Origin of the sequence: Rossellomorea orangium, assembly GCF_019334305.1 — a bacterium.
Taxonomy (GTDB): Bacteria; Bacillota; Bacilli; order Bacillales; family Bacillaceae_B; genus Rossellomorea.
The window spans coordinates 235,567-254,862 of record NZ_JAHWGH010000017.1 but is presented as its reverse complement, the minus strand read 5'-3'; the positions used below and the strand labels follow the sequence as shown (position 1 = coordinate 254,862).

Annotated in this window: 24 protein-coding genes; 19 read left to right on the top strand and 5 right to left on the bottom strand. The window is 41.3% G+C overall.

Features of this window, described 5'->3' with window-relative positions; all coding sequences use genetic code 11:
• The first annotated feature begins 9 nt into the window (after nt 1-9).
• The 5 genes from KYJ26_RS16035 (at nt 10) to KYJ26_RS16015 (ending at nt 3,722) form a co-directional block, all read left to right on the top strand.
• Nucleotides 10-609 carry a CPBP family intramembrane glutamic endopeptidase gene (locus KYJ26_RS16035; protein WP_219168378.1) on the top strand — a complete coding sequence of 200 codons (600 nt, stop codon included), beginning with the start codon at nt 10-12 and terminating at the stop codon, nt 607-609.
• Nucleotides 602-1,285: a LysM peptidoglycan-binding domain-containing protein gene (locus tag KYJ26_RS16030; protein WP_219168377.1), complete on the top strand. Its 684-nt coding sequence runs from the start codon at nt 602-604 to the stop codon at nt 1,283-1,285. Before KYJ26_RS16035 ends, KYJ26_RS16030 begins: the two co-directional genes overlap by 8 nt.
• A 150-nt stretch (nt 1,286-1,435) precedes the next feature.
• Nucleotides 1,436-1,963, top strand: a complete 528-nt coding sequence (locus tag KYJ26_RS16025; protein WP_219168376.1) for a phosphatase PAP2 family protein — start codon at nt 1,436-1,438, stop codon at nt 1,961-1,963.
• 50 nt (nt 1,964-2,013) lie between these two features.
• On the top strand, nt 2,014-3,159 hold the full coding sequence (locus KYJ26_RS16020) for a glycosyltransferase family 4 protein (protein ID WP_219168375.1): 1,146 nt from the start codon (nt 2,014-2,016) through the stop codon (nt 3,157-3,159).
• A gap of 107 nt (nt 3,160-3,266) precedes the next feature.
• A complete protein-coding gene (locus KYJ26_RS16015) occupies nt 3,267-3,722 on the top strand; it encodes a DUF2663 family protein (RefSeq protein WP_219168374.1) in 456 nt (151 codons plus the stop codon).
• 80 nt (nt 3,723-3,802) lie between these two features.
• Here the strand turns inward: KYJ26_RS16015 and KYJ26_RS16010 are convergent, their stop codons facing one another.
• The 3 genes from KYJ26_RS16010 to KYJ26_RS16000 are packed head-to-tail and all read right to left on the bottom strand — an operon-like array spanning nt 3,803 to nt 4,884.
• On the bottom strand, nt 3,803-4,372 hold the full coding sequence (locus KYJ26_RS16010) for a manganese catalase family protein (RefSeq protein ID WP_219168373.1): 570 nt from the start codon (nt 4,370-4,372) through the stop codon (nt 3,803-3,805).
• A 23-nt stretch (nt 4,373-4,395) separates the two neighbouring features.
• Nucleotides 4,396-4,656, bottom strand: a complete 261-nt coding sequence (locus KYJ26_RS16005; protein ID WP_219168372.1) for a spore coat protein CotJB — start codon at nt 4,654-4,656, stop codon at nt 4,396-4,398.
• A gap of 6 nt (nt 4,657-4,662) precedes the next feature.
• Nucleotides 4,663-4,884, bottom strand: coding sequence for a spore coat associated protein CotJA (locus KYJ26_RS16000; RefSeq protein WP_219168371.1), 222 nt, complete (start codon nt 4,882-4,884; stop codon nt 4,663-4,665).
• Nucleotides 4,885-5,035: 151 nt separating this feature from the next.
• On the opposite strand from KYJ26_RS16000, the gene KYJ26_RS15995 reads away from it, so the two are divergent.
• The 7 genes from KYJ26_RS15995 (at nt 5,036) to KYJ26_RS15965 (ending at nt 11,600) form a co-directional block, all read left to right on the top strand.
• The gene (locus KYJ26_RS15995) at nt 5,036-5,671 is read left to right on the top strand and encodes a CBS domain-containing protein (protein ID WP_219168370.1); all 636 of its coding nucleotides are present in this window, start codon (nt 5,036-5,038) and stop codon (nt 5,669-5,671) included.
• Nucleotides 5,672-5,733: 62 nt separating this feature from the next.
• Nucleotides 5,734-6,117, top strand: coding sequence for a hypothetical protein (locus tag KYJ26_RS15990; RefSeq protein WP_219168369.1), 384 nt, complete (start codon nt 5,734-5,736; stop codon nt 6,115-6,117).
• Nucleotides 6,110-6,871: a metallophosphoesterase gene (locus tag KYJ26_RS15985; protein ID WP_219168368.1), complete on the top strand. Its 762-nt coding sequence runs from the start codon at nt 6,110-6,112 to the stop codon at nt 6,869-6,871. Before KYJ26_RS15990 ends, KYJ26_RS15985 begins: the two co-directional genes overlap by 8 nt.
• Before the next feature lie 98 nt (nt 6,872-6,969).
• Nucleotides 6,970-7,881 carry a MerR family transcriptional regulator gene (locus KYJ26_RS15980; RefSeq protein ID WP_219168367.1) on the top strand — a complete coding sequence of 304 codons (912 nt, stop codon included), beginning with the start codon at nt 6,970-6,972 and terminating at the stop codon, nt 7,879-7,881.
• A 71-nt stretch (nt 7,882-7,952) separates the two neighbouring features.
• Complete coding sequence (locus tag KYJ26_RS15975) at nt 7,953-8,537, top strand: adaptor protein MecA (RefSeq protein WP_219168366.1); 585 nt, start codon at nt 7,953-7,955, stop codon at nt 8,535-8,537.
• Between the two features lie 311 nt (nt 8,538-8,848).
• On the top strand, nt 8,849-10,126 hold the full coding sequence (locus KYJ26_RS15970) for a Glu/Leu/Phe/Val family dehydrogenase (RefSeq protein ID WP_219168365.1): 1,278 nt from the start codon (nt 8,849-8,851) through the stop codon (nt 10,124-10,126).
• A gap of 505 nt (nt 10,127-10,631) precedes the next feature.
• Complete coding sequence (locus KYJ26_RS15965; protein WP_219168364.1) at nt 10,632-11,600, top strand: YpdA family putative bacillithiol disulfide reductase; 969 nt, start codon at nt 10,632-10,634, stop codon at nt 11,598-11,600.
• Nucleotides 11,601-12,167: 567 nt separating this feature from the next.
• Here the strand turns inward: KYJ26_RS15965 and KYJ26_RS15960 are convergent.
• Nucleotides 12,168-13,142 carry an asparaginase gene (locus tag KYJ26_RS15960; RefSeq protein WP_219168363.1) on the bottom strand — a complete coding sequence of 325 codons (975 nt, stop codon included), beginning with the start codon at nt 13,140-13,142 and terminating at the stop codon, nt 12,168-12,170.
• Between the two features lie 90 nt (nt 13,143-13,232).
• On the opposite strand from KYJ26_RS15960, the gene prsW reads away from it, so the two are divergent.
• Nucleotides 13,233-13,916 carry a glutamic-type intramembrane protease PrsW gene (gene prsW / locus KYJ26_RS15955; protein ID WP_219168362.1) on the top strand — a complete coding sequence of 228 codons (684 nt, stop codon included), beginning with the start codon at nt 13,233-13,235 and terminating at the stop codon, nt 13,914-13,916.
• Nucleotides 13,917-13,986: 70 nt separating this feature from the next.
• On the opposite strand, the gene KYJ26_RS15950 is transcribed toward prsW, so the two are convergent.
• Nucleotides 13,987-14,331, bottom strand: coding sequence for a hypothetical protein (locus KYJ26_RS15950; protein ID WP_219168361.1), 345 nt, complete (start codon nt 14,329-14,331; stop codon nt 13,987-13,989).
• Between the two features lie 257 nt (nt 14,332-14,588).
• On the opposite strand from KYJ26_RS15950, the gene sleB reads away from it, so the two are divergent.
• The 6 genes from sleB (at nt 14,589) to KYJ26_RS15920 (ending at nt 19,177) form a co-directional block, all read left to right on the top strand.
• Nucleotides 14,589-15,410 (top strand): spore cortex-lytic enzyme, encoded by an 822-nt coding sequence (gene sleB / locus KYJ26_RS15945; protein WP_374939773.1) that lies wholly within the window; start codon nt 14,589-14,591, stop codon nt 15,408-15,410.
• Between the two features lie 14 nt (nt 15,411-15,424).
• Nucleotides 15,425-16,771, top strand: a complete 1,347-nt coding sequence (gene ypeB, locus KYJ26_RS15940; RefSeq protein ID WP_219168359.1) for a germination protein YpeB — start codon at nt 15,425-15,427, stop codon at nt 16,769-16,771.
• A 134-nt stretch (nt 16,772-16,905) separates the two neighbouring features.
• Nucleotides 16,906-17,553, top strand: coding sequence for a flagellar brake protein (locus KYJ26_RS15935; protein ID WP_219168358.1), 648 nt, complete (start codon nt 16,906-16,908; stop codon nt 17,551-17,553).
• Between the two features lie 52 nt (nt 17,554-17,605).
• Nucleotides 17,606-17,794 (top strand): YpfB family protein, encoded by a 189-nt coding sequence (locus KYJ26_RS15930; protein ID WP_219168357.1) that lies wholly within the window; start codon nt 17,606-17,608, stop codon nt 17,792-17,794.
• A gap of 131 nt (nt 17,795-17,925) precedes the next feature.
• A complete protein-coding gene (gene cmk, locus KYJ26_RS15925) occupies nt 17,926-18,594 on the top strand; it encodes a (d)CMP kinase (RefSeq protein WP_257475081.1) in 669 nt (222 codons plus the stop codon).
• Nucleotide 18,595: 1 nt separating this feature from the next.
• The gene (locus KYJ26_RS15920; protein WP_219168355.1) at nt 18,596-19,177 is read left to right on the top strand and encodes a lysophospholipid acyltransferase family protein; all 582 of its coding nucleotides are present in this window, start codon (nt 18,596-18,598) and stop codon (nt 19,175-19,177) included.
• Nucleotides 19,178-19,296: the final 119 nt, after the last annotated feature.

Sequence of the window (19,296 nt, the reverse complement as noted above, 5' to 3'; positions counted from 1 at the left end):
GTGGTAACGATGCAGAAACAAGGGGAAATCATTCAACAACTTACAAAGAAGCAATTAACCTTCCATTTATATTTCACTCAATTTTTACTATTAACGATTGCATGCGGATCAGGTATATTTTTATTTGACTCAGTGTCAGATTTCTGGGGGCAATTTCACCTTTCTTGGAACATCTTCACGATTGGGATGTCAAGTGGCTTAATGATTGTCATGATCGATATCTTCCTAATGAAGGTGTTACCTGCGAAATACTATGATGATGGTGGGGTTAACGCCCAAATCTTCACGAATAGAAGCATGGGAGAGATTGCCCTTTTAGCTTTTTTCATTAGTGTGAGTGAAGAAATATTATTCAGGGGTGTGCTCCAATTTCATTTAGGACTGATCATTTCAAGCATCATTTTTGCGCTTATACATTTCAGGTATTGGGCTCACTGGTTTCTTGTCATCAATATTGTATTGCTCAGCTTTTGGATCGGTTTTATTTACGAAATCACAGAAAATTTATTAGTTACAATCATCATGCACTTTGTCATCGATTTTTTACTGGGATTACATATGCGTAAGAATGGAAGACAAAGAAGTAAAGAAGGGATGTCTCATGAGTAAAGACCCATATAGAGATCAGGCAGCGAAACTGAAAAAAAGAATTGAAAAAGTCCCTGACGAACGCCCCGTCAAAAAAAGGGAGCCCCTTCCCCCGAGAAGTGAGCTCCATAGAGAGAAACAAAAAAAGAAAAATTGGAAAATGAAACACCCGTTGATCAGCATGCTCCTTTTATTTTTTATTTTAATGCCACTGACTGTATTTAGCATATACTCTTATTTTGATAACAGAAATGGTCCACTGGTCGTCTTGTCAGAAGATGCAGATGATGTTGTTGAAGTCCGATATGACCAATCTGAAACCAATCAAGAAGAGAGTGAAGAAGCAGTGAATTCCAAAGAAGAGGGTACGGTTGAAGAAAAGGACCAGAATGAATCAGCAGAAAAGTCCAATTCTACTGCTAACGTCAAAAATCAACCAGCTTCTCCTCCACAAGCTAAAGAAAGCGTTAAAGAGGAACCAAAAGAAGAGCCAAAAGAAGAGCCAAAAGAAGAGCCAAAAGAAGAGCCAGAGGTCAAAATTGTGTACCACACGGTGAAACCTAAGGAAACACTCTTTCGAATTGCAATGAATTACTACAATTCACCATCAGGTGTCGATCGCATCAAAGAATGGAATAAGATTCAGGATAATGATATTCAGACAGGGCAAGTGTTGGAAATTCCATTAGATCAATAATAACCCCCATCCCCATTTATTTTGGGTGGGGGTTTTTTATTTACATTTCTTTGCAACATCTTTCTATAAAATTTACATTGCATTAAGAGAAGGAACACAAAATGAAAATATACTAAAGATGACAGTATTACTACAGGAAAGAGGAGTGATATGGTGGACAGAATGTTGACGCGCTTTCGGCAGGCTGATGATAAGTTATTTTACAGAATCAATGCTAGTAAAGAACTGTACCGATCATTATTTGGGTATGTGACACATCTGGGGGGAGCCAGGCTCACGATAAGTTCCATCCTTATCCTGTTTATCCTTTGTCAGTATTATACAGAAATCAAGCATACAGTCATCGTTGCGATGATTTCCCTCATTCTCAGCCATTTCCTGATGACGTTTGTAAAAAAGGGGGTTAAACGAATTCGGCCGTATTTGACTTTGCCCGACGCAGTCATTCACGGATATGAATTCAAAGATCACTCTTTTCCAACCGGTCATTCAACGGCCATTTTCTCTATCACCATCCCATTTATGATTCATTACCCGATCACCATGCTCGTTCTATTTCCTTTAAGCTGGCTAGTAGGGTATTCAAGAGTCGTCCTTGGAGTACACTACCCCTCTGATGTATTAGCAGGGGCATTTCTTGCATTCGCAACGGCTATGATGGTGATGCTGTTTTTCTGATGACGATATGAATGTGTGAAATTCAACGACGTATATAGGAGGAATTGTATATGAGAGTGGCCCTTTTTTCCGATACGTACCATCCTCAAGTAAATGGAGTGGCAAGGACATTAAAAAGACTGACCGATCACTATGAGAAAAGAAGGATTGAATACAAAGTATTCGTTCCGGATCTTCACGATCAGAAATCATCGTATCCCAATGTACACTCGTTCACGAGCTTTCCCTTTTTTCTTTATCCTGAGTGCAGGGCCGCAATCGCAAATCCAAAGACCATTGTAAAACAGCTAAGAGATTTTTCCCCTTCTCTGATTCATGTCACAACCCCTCTTACAATGGGGCTTAACGGGATACGCGGTGCAAAGAAAATGCAGATCCCCTTGGTTGCCTCCTATCACACCCACTTTGATATGTACCTGAATTATTACAGGATGATGTGGGCTTCCCCTTTGCTTTGGAAATATATGAAGTGGTTCTATTCACAAGCTGATCGAATATTTGTACCTTCAGAAGAAACGAAGCTGCATCTTGAAGGTCAAGGCTTTTCTGATTTGTCGATATGGGGCAGGGGGGTCGATTGTTCTGCCTATACACCGGAGAAGCGAAATGATTCCTTAAGGGAAAAATATAAAATTGAAAAGAAATATATCCTGTTATATGTCGGGAGGTTGGCTCCTGAGAAAGATTTAGACACATTAGAGAAAACGATAAAATACCTTCCCGAAGAGGTGAAGGATCAGGTACACTGGCTTATTGTTGGTGATGGACCCATGAAGAAAGAACTCATGGAAAAGACAAGAGGGGAAGATGTCACTTTCACAGGCTATGCCACAGGGGATGAATTAGCGGGGATATATGCATCATCCGATTTATTTGTCTTCCCTTCTGCTTCAGAAACTTTCGGTAATGTCGTATTGGAGGCCTTTGCATCCGGCTTGCCGGCGGTAGTGGCAAATAAGGGGGGAGTGACGAATATCGTGGAGCATAACCAGACTGGGAGAATGGCAGAAGCTCACCGGTATCAGTCTTTCATCCATCATATTATCGATATGTTGGATGAAGACCGTCTTCAGTACATGAAACGAAAAGCATTACAAATGGCAGAAAAGCAATCCTGGGATGCCATATTTGATGAACTTCTTAACGAATTCAGGGAAGTATGCGATTCCCGCAGTAAGAAGCAGCTATTTGGTTGATAGCAGGTGAATAGAGGTTCCTCTTTAGGAGGACCCTTTTTTTATGAGCTGATTCTATCTCTACGGACAAGCTCATACACTATAGGGAGGAAAGGGGAGGATAGTGGATGGATCGTTCAGGCAAGGAGTTTGGGGAATGGACGGATCAAGCGACGGAACAGATGTTACATAACCTGATTGAAAAAAAGCGAAAGTTTGACAAAGCGAAAACCATGCATCTCTACACCTTATGGGGAACATTATTTGCATCATTCTTCTTCCTGTATTATATGACGAAATTTGTACTGAATCCTTATTCTTATTCGTTTGCCGCAATGTTCTCCGTCTTTGTCTCGAATTCGTTGCACCTGTTCATGACACTTATACTGGTTGTCCTTTTTGGTGCGACTAAAATATTATTTGAAAAAAAGGAAAAAAAGGAAAAGGAATTCCATGATTTAAGATGTGAAGTCATCGATCGAAGCAAAGATTTATGGAAAGAAGAAGCCTGGAAAAAAAGGCATCATGTGTATGATAAATTAAAAAAAGAATGGGACATTAATCTGTTTCATGGGAGCAAGTAAGCGGACCTTAAATCCAGGGGGAACGGGATAGTAAAGGGGCTGGCCCATCACATTTGCCATGAGCCATAAAACCCGAAAAATCAAAAGAAGATCTTTTTATCTCTTTCTTCCTTAAGTATTTCCACAGCTTCGCGGAAGCGCTGGGAATGGATGATCTCCCGCTCCCTTAAAAAGCGCAGGCCGTCATTCAGATCCGGATCATCACTCATATTAATGATCCATTGATACGTAGCCCTTGCTTTCTCTTCTGCGGCGATGTCTTCATATAAATCTGCGATCGGATCCCCTTTAGCTGCAATATATGCTGTGGTAAACGGGACGCCTGCCGCATTCTGATAAAAAATGGCTCCATCATGATTGACATAATGGGGATCAAGTCCCGCTTCCTTCATCTGATCAGGTGTGGCATCTTTGATTAATTTATAAACCATCGTTGCAATCATTTCCAGATGAGCAAATTCTTCTGTCCCGATATCTGTTAATAATCCAATCACCTTATCAGGTATTGAATAACGTTGATTGAGATACCTGAGAGCAGCGGCAAGCTCTCCGTCTGCCCCTCCATACTGTTCAATTAGAAATTTTGCCAATTTAGGGTTGCAAGTACTTACCCTGACAGGGTATTGAAGCTTCTTTTCATAAACCCACATTGTCCTGAACCTCCTCTATATCATTAAACTTGCCATGGCCAAGGTGCATCCTTCCAATCCCAAGGATAATTGGAGTAGCTGTACCCATAATGGGTCAGTGGGCCAAATTCCTTTTCGAATTTCTTTTTTATCTGTTTTCGCGTCTTAATATACATATTGTATTGGGAGATCGCTTCGAAATCTTCCGGATGGGTATCCAGATAAAGTGTGAGGTCCACGATGACAAAATCGACGGCCTGCAATTCTTCTAGCACCTCATAGTAATGGGGAGGAAGCTGTTTCATATTCGGTTACTCTCCCTTCGTTTTTTCATAGGGACTGTAGTAAGGGTCATAAAACACTTTCCAAAGGGTCCCCTTTTGCAGGGCTTCTTTCGGAGAATATTGTTCTAAGTTCGGTGGCTGGAACCCCAGGTAAAGGTTAGGTGGTGTAGAATATACCTTTCGTGTAATGGGTTTGCACGGATCGAACGGACTTACATACGGATAATACGCTTTATAAAATTCCTGCATGATTATCCCTCCTTTAAACAAAATCCTTCGTAACAACATATGAACGTGGGTGGGGGAACATGTTAATTTATTTTAATTCATAATGTTGAAGGAAAATACGGTGAAAATGTTGAATAGATAAGGGGAAGGATATAAATGATGAGGTGGTCAAATGTTTGTTAAAAATGCGATGATACCAAAACACAAATGCTATGTGGTAGACGAAAATGATTCACTGGAAAAAACGCTGACGGTTCTCGAGCATCATAAAATTGACGGGGTGCCGGTCCTCTCAGATGATCAGTTTAAAGGTGTGGCGACCCGATACAATATTTATCAGAGCTTCTTCCAATCCGGTATGGAAAAGAAAGCCTTTCTCAAGGAGAAAAAAGCCCGGGATATTATCACAAATTCGGACAAATACATTACAGATAAGGATGTATTTGAAAATGCATTAATAGAATTAAAGGATTCACCGATCCTCCCTGTGGTCGGGGACAACCATGTATTCCTTGGACTCATTACCCGTTTTGATGTCCTGGATCAATTTAGAAGTGCATTCGGGATGGATCAGAAAGGTGTACGCATCGCCTTCTCTTCTGTAGAAACCGAAGGACGTATCGCTCGCCTTGGTGACATCATTCAGCAGCACTCTGAATCGGTCATATCCCTGGTGACCTTTGATGAAACCGATAAATTACTCCGACGTATTGTTCTTAAAGTAGAAAAGAAAGACAATATGGAGAAATTTCTTAATAAACTGGAGAAATCGGGATTCCGCATCCTCGATATCCATGAAGACGAATAAGTAGTGAATAAAATCCAGTATGAAAAAAAATCCCTCTCATAAGATTTATGGGAGGGATTTTTTTGATCAATCTTTTTGTGAAACTGATAATCACGTTTCTTTTAGGGTATCTGTTCATTACATGGTTTCCTGTAACAGAACGCCTGACTGAACCAGAGTTCATTGTTGAATTGGTTCTGAACCCGATTCAGTTCTTCGCTGCTTCCATCGCCTTTATGATCGGCCTCTTGGTACAGGGGAATGTCTTGAAAACTGAAATTCATTCCGTGATACAATTATGGAATGGAAGACTACATAAAGAATTGGTGATCATCCCATTTCATATCGGACTGATCTTTGCATTGAGCGTTCATGGAGGTTGGCAAACGATGATTTTTTCCTGTTCGGCCTTTTTTTATGGTATTATTTCAATAGATTTTCGCCGTCAAGGAGGCCACAATGCTTGAATTATGTATCATTTTAATGGCAGGGGGAGTCACTCTCCTCTTAATTATGTTGTATGAAGCACGTCGAAACGTAGTGAAAATTGAAAAGGTGAAGCTTCCAGGCTTTCCGGACCACATGCAGCCTGTAACGATCTTTTTTATTTCAGATATACATAAACGTGAAATTTCGGATGAAATCATCGAAGAAGTGAAGGGAAGAGCGGATTTCGTCATCATCGGCGGGGACCTTTTGGAAAAAGGGGTTCCCTTTTCAAGGGTTGAGGGGAATCTGGATAAACTCCAGTCATTAGGTAAGGTTTACTTCGTATGGGGAAATAATGATTATGAAGTCAATACCACAAGGCTAAAGGAAATATTTATTGAAAAAGGAATCATTGAAATCGTCAATACTTCAGTCAAGGTTCCCCTGCATAACGGTATGATGAACTTGATAGGGGTAGATGATGCAAGTACCCAACGGGCAAATTATCCACTCGCACTCGACCAGGCATCCCCTGATGAATTCAATGTTTTGGTCAGTCATGATCCAAGGCTTTTGAATCAGGTTTGTAAAGAAGATGGAATCGATCTCATGATAAGCGGTCACACACATGGAGGTCAGATTCGATTGTTCGGTTGGGGATTGTATAAAAAAGGGAGGCTTGAAAATCTCCCGGAGACCACCCTATTAGTAAGCAACGGCTACGGGACCACCGCCATTCCCTTGCGCTTGGGTGCACCAGCGGAAACGCATTTGTTGATATTAGACAAATAATAAATGAACATTTGTTATTCATTACCTATACAGATTTTACACAAAGAGGTTTCTCGATTATAATTTTTATAAGAAGAGAAATACTTGGGGGACTATCGATGAGCAATGAAAAAAAGTTAGAAGGAAAATACAATATAAAAGCTGTGTCTACCATTTTAGGGATTCAACCAGGTACTTTAAGGGCATGGGAGAGAAGATATCAGATCATTGCCCCTGTCCGTAATGAATCGGGTCACCGCCTTTACACGGAACAGCATTTAAATATATTGAAATGGCTTGTTGAAAAGGTTGATCAGGGATTTACCATCAGCCAGGCGGTAGCATTACTGGATAAACAGGAGCTTGAAGAAAACGAGATCACTTCCTCTGAACAAAAGGATCGTACTCAAACGATTTCGGATGACTTACTAAAGGCTTTATTAAGTTTTGATGAAACGAAAGCCCACGATTTGATCAATCAGTCTTTTTCTGTATATACAATAGATAAAGTCGTCATTGACATTCTGGGAAGCCTCCTCGTCAGAATCGGTGATTTATGGGAAAACGGTGAAATCACCACGGCTCATGAGCATTTTGCTACATCTATTCTCAGATCCAGAATCGGTATCATCATGCACTCTTTCCCGCATAACGGCATCTTACCTAAAGTAGTCGCGGTCTGCGGTCCGGGGGAATGGCATGAATTGGGATTGTTGATTTTTACCCTTTTCGTAAGAAGAAAAGGATTTGAAGTCATCTATCTGGGATCAAGCATAAAAGAAAACGATATAGACATCGTGCTGGACGAAGTGAATCCAAAGTTTCTATTCTTATCCTGCACCCTCCTTGAAAATGTAGACAACCTTCTATCTCTGGTCACTTCATTAAAGAACGAGCGGAATAATCTGGTCATTGGAATGGGCGGATTTGCTGTAGACCATCTCCCAAAAGACTTAAAAGAAGAGTTTGATGAACATATCGTGGGACAATCCAAGGCCCAGTGGGAACAATGGCTTAAAAGTAAAATATAATACGAATATGCACTGTTTTCGGCCCCTTACATAGTATGATGATAAATCGTCACACTCTAGGGGGTACGAAGATGAAGCTCGAAAGAATATCTGACAATAAAATAAAATTTTCCATTAGTGTAGAAGAGTTAGAACAAAAAGGGTTATTCGAACAAGACCAATGGAAAGATTCCTATATGTGGCATGATCTTTTTGAAGACATGTTAGATGAAGTGCAAGGGAAGTTCGGCATCGAAACACAAATGGAGATCACTGTGGAAATCGAATCATTCGATGACCATGAAATCTGCATGATCCTTACATTGGAATCAGAAGATGATTTTTCTGACTGGGAAGAAGGGACCGAATTGATGAAATCCATGAATGATCACGATGTGCTCGTGTATTTCGATGATTTCGATGATCTAATTGCCCTTCTTAAACGGATCAATCAGATGGGCAAGGTGAACAATGCCCTCTTTCAATGCAGCATTTATTTCTATGAAAAAAAGTACTATATCCTGATTGAGAATTTGCTTGAAGGAGACAGCTTCATCCTGGAAGCGATTTGCACCGAGTATGGTCGGCAAACAACGATTACAAAATATATCCTGATGGAATACGGCCGTGCAGTGCTTATCAGGGATTCCATTGAGAAGATATTGTTTTATTTCTAGCCTAGCGCGCGAGGACCAGGCTATGCATCTTTACCCCCTATATTAATATCGTTTCCTAATGGTTTTGAGAAATATTTTTTTTAGCACTTTCAGTTGATCCTGAAGGTGTTTTTTAGTTTTAAGTGGGATCTTTTGGGTGAGTGCTGATGGGGTGCGGAGCGGAGGGAACTTTTCTTAAATGACAGCGTTTTCATTATTTTGCTCTTTTTTTAATTTTCCTTCTTTGCAAGAGGAAATCAAACGTGTATACTATGTCATGAAAGCGGGCAAGGTTCCGCTAAACAGTGAAGGATACTGGGAGGTTTACATACATGGTAGCCGAAAAGGGGAAAGAAAATCATCAAGCATCAGATCAACATGATGTACTGAAATCTACACAAACGGTTATTCATCTTGCACTCGATAAATTAGGATACTCAGAAGAAGTTTATGAATTACTTAAAGAACCTGTCCGCATGTTAACGGTTAAAATACCTGTCCGCATGGACGATGGAAAAGTAAAAGTGTTTACCGGATACCGTGCGCAGCATAATGATGCGGTCGGGCCGACTAAAGGTGGGATTCGCTTTCATCCGAATGTATCGGAAAAAGAAGTTAAAGCGCTTTCGATCTGGATGAGCCTAAAGTGCGGAATTGTCGATCTTCCTTATGGGGGAGGAAAAGGTGGGATCATCTGTGATCCACGGGATATGTCATTCAGGGAGCTGGAAAGATTAAGCCGTGGATATGTACGGGCCATCAGCCAGATTGTCGGGCCATCCAAAGACATTCCTGCACCGGATGTTTTCACAAACTCTCAGATCATGGCCTGGATGATGGATGAATATAGTCGGATTGATGAATACAATTCTCCTGGATTTATCACAGGTAAGCCACTGGTCCTCGGGGGATCTCACGGCCGCGAAACAGCAACGGCCAAAGGAGTGACGATATGCATCCACGAAGCTGCGAAGAAAAAGGGAATCAAACTGGAAGGTGCAAGGGTGGTCGTGCAAGGCTTCGGGAATGCCGGAAGCTTCCTGGCCAAGTTTATGCATGACGCCGGCGCGAAGGTGATTGGAATCTCAGATGCATATGGTGGTCTGCATGACGAGGAAGGATTGGATATTGATTACTTGTTAGACAGACGTGATAGCTTTGGCACAGTAACGAATTTATTTAATAATACGATTACAAATGAAGAACTCCTGGAACTAGATTGCGACATTCTTGTACCGGCAGCCATTGAAAATCAGATTACGGACAGAAATGCCCATAATATCCGTGCGAGCATCGTGGTAGAGGCTGCTAATGGACCAACGACATTGGAGGCCACGAAAATCTTGACTGATAGGGGTATTCTTCTAGTTCCTGATGTATTAGCTTCTTCTGGCGGCGTGACGGTTTCATACTTCGAATGGGTCCAAAACAATCAAGGCTATTACTGGACCGAAGAAGAAGTGGAAGAAAAGCTGGAAAAAATACTCGTAAACTCTTTTAATAATGTCTATGAAACGTCACAAACAAGAAGAGTGGATATGAGGCTTGCCGCTTATATGGTAGGGGTAAGGAAAATGGCCGAAGCCTGCCGATTCAGAGGTTGGATCTAAGATATTGGAGAATGGGGCTGAGACAAAAGGATTTCAGCCAAATGAAAGACCGAACGAGTGATTTGGTGAAAATCTAACTCGTTCGGTTTTTTATTTTTTATAAATAAGGGTTAATTCATGTATTTAGCAGGTTTTAGCTGTTGATTGGAGGGCAAGACGAAGACTCCGACGGGAAAAGTGGAATAGGTGAGACCCCGCCTGAGCGCAAGCTGTGAGGAGGCTCGCCTTCCGCGGAAATCAACAGCGGTGTAACAAGTGATTCCAAATATCCCTAGAGATTGTTCGTCTTTATAGTCAATTTATGTCCAAGCCTGATTCTTTATTTATGTCACATTCAATTCAGTTGGAATATCCATACTATAAATGAGTGACTGGAAGGGCCGAGTGCTCCTTTTTGACCTGAACGAAAAACTATTCCATAATAATTGAGTAAAGTTTATTAATTAATCTGAAGCAACGGACAGATAAGGCCATTCAGATAGAGGAATTGAAGGAGTGTCTGAATTTGATAAAGGAAGAATGCATCATTGTAGGCGGAGGTCCATGCGGGCTATCTGCTGCCATTAGTTTAAAAGAAAAAGGGATCAATCCATTGATCATTGAAAAGGGAAACATCGTGAATGCAATCTACCACTATCCCACTCATCAAACGTTTTTTTCATCAAGTGAAAAACTTGAAATCGGTGATGTGCCATTCGTCATTGAAGAGCATAAACCAAGAAGGAACCAGGCATTGGTGTATTATCGTGAAGTCGCTAAGCGCAAAGATTTAAGGATCAACCGGTTTGAAACCGTTCATGAAGTAAAGAAAAATGACGGATTTTTTACCGTGTCAACTTCCAAGGGGATATATGAAAGTAAATCTGTTATCATCGCGACGGGCTACTATGATCATCCGAATTATATGGAGATTCCCGGAGAAAATTTGGGAAAAGTGTTTCATTATTTCAAAGAGGCTCATCCGTTTTTTGATACCGATGTGGTAGTGGTCGGAGGGAAAAACTCGGCAGTCGACGCAGCGCTTGAATTAAATAAAGCGGGGGCAAGGGTAACGGTGTTATACCGGGGAACTGAATATTCCAAGAGCGTTAAGCCCTGGATCCTCCCGAATTTTGATGCCCTGGTGAGAAATGGAGAAGTCACTATGGAATTTAATGCATGTGTAGACGAGATTACGGATGACTCGGTTATTTATACCGTCGATGGGGAGAAGAAAGAAGTGGTTAATGACTTTGTTTTTGCCATGACGGGCTATCACCCTGACCACAGCTTCCTGACAAGGATGGGGATAGACATTGACAGGGAGACAGGTCGTCCTGCCTTTAATCCTGAAACAATGGAAACGAATGTTGAAGGGGTTTATATTGCAGGAGTGATTGCAGCTGGTAATAACGCCAATGAAATATTTATTGAGAATGGCCGTCACCACGGTGGAATGATTGCTGAATCCATTAAGCTGAGAAGTGAAAATTAATCGTAAGAAAGAGGTCCAGATTCTGGACCTCTTTCTCTTTGCTTCTGTTTTAAGTTTTGGCTGTTTTGACAAAGATCGTTGCTATCATATACAGACTAAGATTTGCGAATGCTCTGCCTTATAGGGTGTCGTGCAGGAGAGTGATGGGTACAGTCCCGCTTTCCACGGACGTTCGGCCGAGCCTCCTCAGCAAAAACCGCTTCCGGGGTCTTGGCACGACCGTTTTCCGTAGGAGTCTACTCAGTTCCCTTCAACCTCCGGAGTAGTAAGTGTTGACAGAGCAAAATGGTTTGTGACCATCCGTTTAAAAAGATTAAAGGACTATTAAATAATAAAGTCACTGCAATGAATGAGATAGCAGTGGCATAAGCAATCTCCACATTTCCTTTGTGTTAGTAAAACACTTCTTCTGGATAGTTGATTGTAGCGGAAGGTGCTCGACTCCTGCGGGAATAGCATGAAAGTCGAGACCCCACAGGGCAAAGCCCGAGGAGGCTCAACTCACGCCCCGCGGAAAGCAACCGCCACTCGCCACATCCTAAAGCAACAATGTATATGAAAAGAGCCTTAGTTTTTAAAGATCATTTCTAATTCATTCATGTCTCTCGTCTGGGAAAGGGCAACCATTAATTTAATTCTTGCTTTTTGTCCATTCAGTCCATTAGAGAAAATGACCCCTTTTTCCTTCAATTGTTTCCCTCCACCGGAGTACCCGTAAATATCCTGAACAATTCCGTTGAAGCATCTAGAAACCAATACGACGGGAATATTCGCTTCTACGAGTTCTTCGATGCCATTCACCGTCTCAGGGGGAAGATTTCCCTGTCCAAGTGCTTCAATGATCACACCGTCGTATTGAAGGTCTTTGATGGCCATCAGGAGACCGGAGTCCATTCCCGCATATGCTTTAATGAGCGTTACCCTCTTTGAAATATCGCAGATCTGGTAATGCTCATTTGAAGTGGGTTGATGATGGAAGAGTACCCCCCTTTTGGTGACGATGCCAATCGGTCCATATTGAGGGCTTTGAAAGGTGGATACATTGCTTGTATGGGTTTTGGTCACGTTTTTTGCTGAATGGATTTCATCATTAAGGACGACCAGGACCCCTTTGCCTCTTGATTTGTCACTAGCTGCAACACGCACGGATGAAATCAGGTTGTATAAGCCGTCCGCTCCGATTTCATTGCTTGACCTCATCGCCCCTGTTACTACGATCGAGATGGGAAGGGACAGGGTCAAGTCCAGGAAGTAGGCGGTTTCTTCCAGTGTATCTGTACCATGGGTGATGACAACACCATGGAATGGCGATTCCTGATATTTTGTTTCAATGATTTCTTTTAGTTTCTGCATGTGCAGAGGCGTAATATGTGGTGAAGGCAGATGGAAAGCCTCTTCGACCGTGAGATTTGCCAGGTTTGAAACGATGGACGTCTGGACAGAAAGGGGGTTTTCCTTCCCCGGAGTAACGGCTCCTGTCTGCTCGTCTTCCATCATCGAGATGGTCCCGCCTGTATGTATGACTAAAATATCTTTCTTCATCACTCATTCCTCCAACCAATTAAATTCCTATTTCCAATCCTACACTAACATGATACGATTAAGAAAACCGAAAGAAAAGAGGACTTTTGTATGCTGGTGATTTTATCAGCGGGTATAGCACCAGGATTAGCATTGTTAAGTTACTTTTATTTACGGGATCAATATGAGGCAGAACCCATTACACTCGTGTTTAAAACCTTTATGTATGGTGCCATTATCACCTTTCCGATCATGTTTCTGCAATACGTCCTGGAAGTCGAAGGAATCATTGCTTCCAATTGGTCTACGGCTTTTATTTCCTCTGGTTTCCTCGAAGAGTTCTTTAAATGGTTTATTTTGATGTTTGCCATTTTCCAGCATGTTGATTTCAATGAACCATATGATGGGATTGTCTACGGAGCGAGTGTATCACTCGGTTTCGCTACGGTTGAAAATATTTTATATTTGGTTGCCAATGGAGTCGAACATGCATTTGGAAGGGCTGTATTACCCGTGTCCAGCCACGCTCTGTTCGGTGTCATTATGGGGTATTATCTGGGCAAAGCCAAGTTCTCCTCAAGTGAAGAACGGCGTAAATGGCTCCTTCTTGCCCTATCGGTACCGATCCTGCTGCATGGAACCTATAACTATATCTTCCTGGCTGAGAAAAACTGGATCTATTATATGGTTCCATTTATGTTGTTCTTATGGTGGCTGGGTTTAAAGAAAGTGAAGAGTGCCCATCAGCTTACTGAGAAAAAGTACAAAATGGAATTGAAGAAAGAAGTCATGTAAAGGCGCTTCCTGTGGGAGCGCCTTTACCTGTAAACCACAATGAAACAGCCCCCGTATCAAGGGGGCTGTTTCATTTATATGCAGCGGCAAGATCGGTTTTAGGAGCTTCTTTTCGCTTCACTTCATCTATTTTATTTACAAACATTTGAAATACTTTTCTTTTTTCTTCAAGATCACGTATGTATTCTTTCAGTTCATTATACTTCTCTTCAAATGGTTTATGATACATTTGCCGGATATTTTCAATGATTTCCTCATTCACCGTCGACTGTATGACCTGCTTTGTAATGCCGTATTTATAGGAGTAAACTTTCAGTTCCTTCTTAACATCCTCATAGTCCGTATTGATTTGATCGAGTACCTCTGAAATATCCTCTTTCCATTCCTCCAAAGACTTTGCTAAGTAATCTTCCATCGTGACCCTCCCATTCTAAATTTGAAACTTCCCTTTTCACAGTATATCTTTGCTTGTTTACATGGGGGTTGCTGAGACATTACAGTGTCTTATCAAAGTGTTTCATTTATTCGGATACCTTATATCATTTCATATTTTTATCATTCCACTTGTATAAAATGGGAGTCTCTACAAAAACTAGAGTTAATGTTAATTGAAGATATGGAGGTTAAAGCATTATGAATAGTCGTTTCAAATGGGTTTCTACTTCAGTCGTCATGGTGCTTATGTGTTCTCTCTTAATGATTTCTTCAGAGGGGGAGAAGGCAGACGCTTTTACAAATCAGGTAATTCAACAAGGCGCAACGGGTGAGGATGTAATTGAACTTCAATCCAGGCTTCAATATATCGGTTATTATAACGGTGATATTGATGGGGTTTTTGGATGGGGAACCTACTGGGCATTGAGAAACTTTCAGTACGAATTTGGCCTGAAAATCGATGGACTGGCAGGACCGACAACAAAAGCAAAGCTTTTGAAGGCGTCAAAGTATAATAAACAATTTGTGAAAAACCAAATTGAAAAAGGGAAAAAATTCAGCCATTATGGCGGAACGGACCTTAATAAGCAGAAAGCTCCCGATGGAGGAGGTAAGAGTGGTGGAGGTACATCAACTCAACAAAATAAACCAGCACCAAAACCAGCACCTTCTAAACCAACTGCAGCGAATACACCAAATGGATACTCTCAAAATGACATTCAATTAATCGCCAACGCAGTATACGGGGAGTCACGTGGTGAACCATACGAGGGTCAAGTAGCTGTAGCGGCAGTCATTCTAAACCGAATTGACAGTTCAGCATTTCCTAATACAGTGGCAGGGGTCATCTTTGAACCTGGTGCGTTCACTGCTGTAGCTGATGGTCAAATCTGGTTAACTCCTAATGAAAGAGCCAAAGAAGCGGTTTTGGATGCAATCAATGGCTGGGATCCATCTTCAAGTGCCCTCTATTACTTTAATCCTGCGACGGCAACAAGCAAATGGATATGGTCGCGTCCACAAATTAAGAAAATAGGAAAACATATATTCTGTAGCTAAAGAGGTGAAGCGAAATGGTGCGTGTCATTCTAATAACGGTTCTAGTATTGGGTGTGGCTGGTACTGCTTTCTGGGGGTATCAGGAACATCAGGAGAAAAATGCGATACTAATCAATGCAGAAAACAACTATCAAAGAGCTTTTCATGAATTGACTTACCAGGTGGACCTGCTTCATGATCAAATCGGGTCTACACTTGCCATGAATTCCAGAAAATCATTATCCCCTGCCCTTGCAGATGTGTGGAGATTAACCTCACAAGCTCACAGTGATGTGGGACAGCTGCCTTTGACACTTCTTCCATTTAATAAAACGGAAGAATTCTTAAGTAAAATCGGTGACTTCAGTTATCGCGTAGCTGTAAGGGACCTAGACAAGAATCCATTAACAGATAAAGAATATAAGTCATTGGAAAATCTCTATGAACAAAGTGCTGATATTCAGAACCAGTTACGGAAGGTCCAGCATCTTATCATCGAAAACAATTTGCGGTGGATGGATGTTGAAATGGCTTTGGCTTCAGGGAATGAACAAGCAGATAATACCATTATCGATGGTTTCAAAACCGTCGAAAAAAATGTATCCGGATATGATGAAGCGAACTTTGGATCGACAACATTCGTAAATACAGAGAAAAAAGACCAGAACTTTAAAAAGTTAAAAGGAAAAGAGATTTCCAAAGAAGAAGCCGTCAAAATTCTGAGAAAATATTCAGGTATCCCTAAATCCAAGGATGCGAAGGTTTCAAAGAGCGGAAAAGGCTCCGATTACAAGTTCTTTAGTGTTTCCATCGGTAATGGAAATACGGAAGCAAGCATGGATGTCACCCAAAAAGGCGGCTATCCGATCTGGTACATCAACAATCGTGAAATCAAGAAACCAAAGATCAGCTTAAACAAGGCTGCGGAAAAAGCGACAGCGTTCTTAGAAGAAAACAACTTCCAGAAGCTTGAAATGTTTGAAAGTGCCCAATACGATAATATCGGTATTTTCACTTTCGTTACGGCTTTGGACGGGGTAAGGATCTATCCGGATTCTTTGAAAATCAAAGTAGCCCTGGATAATGGACAAATTGTAGGATTTGCAGCAGAAGAATATTTAAAGAACAATCACGTAAGAGAAATACCCAAAGCTACGATAACCAAGGCTCAAGCGAAAGAAACGACGAATCCAAACCTGAAGATCATGGAAGAACGGCAAGCTGTGATCGTGAACGATTTGAACGAAGAAGTACTATGCTATGAATTCTTAGGGATGCTGGGTAAAGATACCTACAGAATATTCGTCAATGCAAAAACAGGCGAAGAAGAAAAGGTGGAAAGACTCAAAAACGCAGAACCAATTTATGAAGAAGTAGTATAACACTGAGAGGGACGGACTTCCGTAATCGGAGGTCCGTCCCTCTTTCTTGTTGGAAAATTCAAAAAGATGTGGAAAGGAGTAGGCTGACATGCCATAATATAGATACAAAAAACGGAAAGTGGGAATTTTGGACTATGATAAAAGCAGGTACCACATTACAATTGGAACCTATACATAATGATAATTTTGATCGATATAGATGCAGGGTCGTCGAGCTTTCTGAGGAAGGGATATATATTGATTATCCCATACATACCAAGACAGAGAAGGCCATTTTCTTAATTGATGGTACACAGCTTAAAGCAAGCTTCACCATTAATGAACAAACGGTCATGATGTTTGAAACGGAAGTGATGGGCCGTAAATTATCCAAAATTCCGATGATTCACCTGCATTATCCAGGGGACGATGGTCTGGTGAAGATCCAACGTCGACAATTCGTACGGGTAGAGGCCAATACGGATATTTCTTTGAAAATCAATGACCGGTTTTATCCGACACTCACAGAAGATCTCAGCGCCGGGGGCTGCGCTGTGGTGGTGAGGAAGGGAATGGATGTGAAAAGTGGAGCAAAGCTCTCTACCATCATTGTTCTGCCAATGCAAACCGGAGAGTGCCATTATGTGGAGATTGAAGGTAAGGTGATCCGCGTTTGGGAGAAGGATCATAAGGAAATCGCAAGCATTGAGTTTGTTCACTTAACTGAAAATCAAAGACAGCTCATTCTAAGGTATTGCTTTGAAAAACAGCTCGATTTAAGAAAAAAAGGCTTGCTTGAATAAAATTCTAATAAGTACACATACTTTTTCTTAGAACGGAAAAAGGGTGATTCACTTGAAAACAGTAGAACGAATTTTAATTAAATTAGCCATCGTACACTTTATATTACTTATTGCAGTGCAATTCATGGTACATCAACTGAATATCCTTCCCGAACTTCATAAGATCGTATTCTATGAAGGGGTGGAGAAAATGGAATACAGTGAAATAGTTGAAACCCTAACCAATAGAGCAGGAGAATGATGCCTGCTCTATTTTTTTCTTGAATGCTCTTTAGAGGAAACACACTCTGAAAGAAAGAATCGTTAAACGAAAACGAAGATTTATGTTAAAATGAGTAAGAAAATTATTAGGAACTTAAGTAGGTGGATGAATTGAAGAAATTAAGAATTGCGATCGATGGACCTGCAGCTGCAGGTAAAAGCACTGTTGCCAAAATAGTGGCAGGGAAATTATCTTATCTTTATATTGATACCGGGGCGATGTACCGCTCTTTAACATATAAAGCTTTGACGAAGAAAGTAGATTTGCATAATGAAAGTGAATTAAATGAATTGTTGTCAGAAACCATCATTGAACTTGAACCGTCTGATGAGGGGCAGCTTGTGTTTCTGGACGGGGAAAATGTGACTGATGAAATCCGTCAGTCTGCTGTAACCAATTCAGTTTCCCATGTGGCTATTCATTCAGGCGTCAGGGAAGAAATGGTGAAAAGGCAGCAGGATCTTGCCCGGGAAGGCGCTGTCGTAATGGACGGCAGGGATATCGGTACTCATGTCATTCCTGATGCGGAAATCAAGGTATTCTTACTTGCGAGTGTAGATGAAAGAGCACAAAGGCGACACGAAGAGAACATCTCCAAAGGTTATCCATCTGATCTCGAACAATTAAAAGACGAAATTGCCCGCCGCGACAAGATTGATTCTGAAAGGGAGATCGCTCCACTAAAGAAAGCAGCGGATGCAACAGAAATAGATACCACCTCTCTTTCCATTTCAGAAGTCGTGGATCAAATCATGATGTTAGTAGAAAGGAAAGGTTAAAGTGAACCTATATACCTTTGCTAGAGGTCTTGTTAAATCGATTCTTTCTCCGTTGTACCGAATTGAAGTGAAGGGCACTGAGCATTTTCCTAAAGATGGAGGGGTCTTACTGTGTGCGAATCACATCGATAATCTGGATCCCCCCGTTGTCGGGATTTCAGCTCCAAGACCTGTGTCGTTCATGGCGAAAGAAGAACTGTTCAATGTACCAGTATTAGGGAGTTTATTGCCTGGTCTACGGGCATTCCCGGTGAAGAGGGGTATGAGTGACAGGGAAGCACTGCGAAAAGGATTGCAGGTTCTGAAAGAGGGAGATGTTTTAGGACTGTTTCCAGAGGGTACTAGAAGTAAGACAGGAGAAATTGGAAAGGGATTGGCAGGTGCCGGTTTCTTTGCTCTTCGTTCTGAAGCTTACGTGGTCCCCTGTGCCATCATCGGACCATACAAGCCGTTCAGGAAATTGAAGGTTGTATTCGGACCACCGATTGAAATGGGAAGTATTCGTGAAGAAAGATTGAACGCGGAGAAAACGACGGAGATTATTATGAAGCATATTGAAAAACTGATACACGAGCATCAATAATATAAGGTTTCCCGCTTGACAAAAAGTACTATTTATTAGAAGTTAGTAGAAAGAATATTTTAAATTGCGAAGTCTTGCAATAATCAAAATCTTTGCAGTCATGGATTAAGGAGGAGTAC

Coding starts and splice junctions, on each gene's coding strand:
- KYJ26_RS16035 (WP_219168378.1), top strand. CDS start 10: ATGCAGAAACAAGGGGAAATCATTCAACAACTTACAAAGAAGCAATTA.
- KYJ26_RS16030 (WP_219168377.1), top strand. CDS start 602: ATGAGTAAAGACCCATATAGAGATCAGGCAGCGAAACTGAAAAAAAGA.
- KYJ26_RS16025 (WP_219168376.1), top strand. CDS start 1,436: ATGGTGGACAGAATGTTGACGCGCTTTCGGCAGGCTGATGATAAGTTA.
- KYJ26_RS16020 (WP_219168375.1), top strand. CDS start 2,014: ATGAGAGTGGCCCTTTTTTCCGATACGTACCATCCTCAAGTAAATGGA.
- KYJ26_RS16015 (WP_219168374.1), top strand. CDS start 3,267: ATGGATCGTTCAGGCAAGGAGTTTGGGGAATGGACGGATCAAGCGACG.
- KYJ26_RS16010 (WP_219168373.1), bottom strand. CDS start 4,372: ATGTGGGTTTATGAAAAGAAGCTTCAATACCCTGTCAGGGTAAGTACT.
- KYJ26_RS16005 (WP_219168372.1), bottom strand. CDS start 4,656: ATGAAACAGCTTCCTCCCCATTACTATGAGGTGCTAGAAGAATTGCAG.
- KYJ26_RS16000 (WP_219168371.1), bottom strand. CDS start 4,884: ATGCAGGAATTTTATAAAGCGTATTATCCGTATGTAAGTCCGTTCGAT.
- KYJ26_RS15995 (WP_219168370.1), top strand. CDS start 5,036: ATGTTTGTTAAAAATGCGATGATACCAAAACACAAATGCTATGTGGTA.
- KYJ26_RS15985 (WP_219168368.1), top strand. CDS start 6,110: ATGCTTGAATTATGTATCATTTTAATGGCAGGGGGAGTCACTCTCCTC.
- KYJ26_RS15980 (WP_219168367.1), top strand. CDS start 6,970: ATGAGCAATGAAAAAAAGTTAGAAGGAAAATACAATATAAAAGCTGTG.
- KYJ26_RS15975 (WP_219168366.1), top strand. CDS start 7,953: ATGAAGCTCGAAAGAATATCTGACAATAAAATAAAATTTTCCATTAGT.
- KYJ26_RS15970 (WP_219168365.1), top strand. CDS start 8,849: ATGGTAGCCGAAAAGGGGAAAGAAAATCATCAAGCATCAGATCAACAT.
- KYJ26_RS15960 (WP_219168363.1), bottom strand. CDS start 13,142: ATGAAGAAAGATATTTTAGTCATACATACAGGCGGGACCATCTCGATG.
- prsW (WP_219168362.1), top strand. CDS start 13,233: ATGCTGGTGATTTTATCAGCGGGTATAGCACCAGGATTAGCATTGTTA.
- KYJ26_RS15950 (WP_219168361.1), bottom strand. CDS start 14,331: ATGGAAGATTACTTAGCAAAGTCTTTGGAGGAATGGAAAGAGGATATT.
- sleB (WP_374939773.1), top strand. CDS start 14,589: ATGGTGCTTATGTGTTCTCTCTTAATGATTTCTTCAGAGGGGGAGAAG.
- ypeB (WP_219168359.1), top strand. CDS start 15,425: ATGGTGCGTGTCATTCTAATAACGGTTCTAGTATTGGGTGTGGCTGGT.
- KYJ26_RS15935 (WP_219168358.1), top strand. CDS start 16,906: ATGATAAAAGCAGGTACCACATTACAATTGGAACCTATACATAATGAT.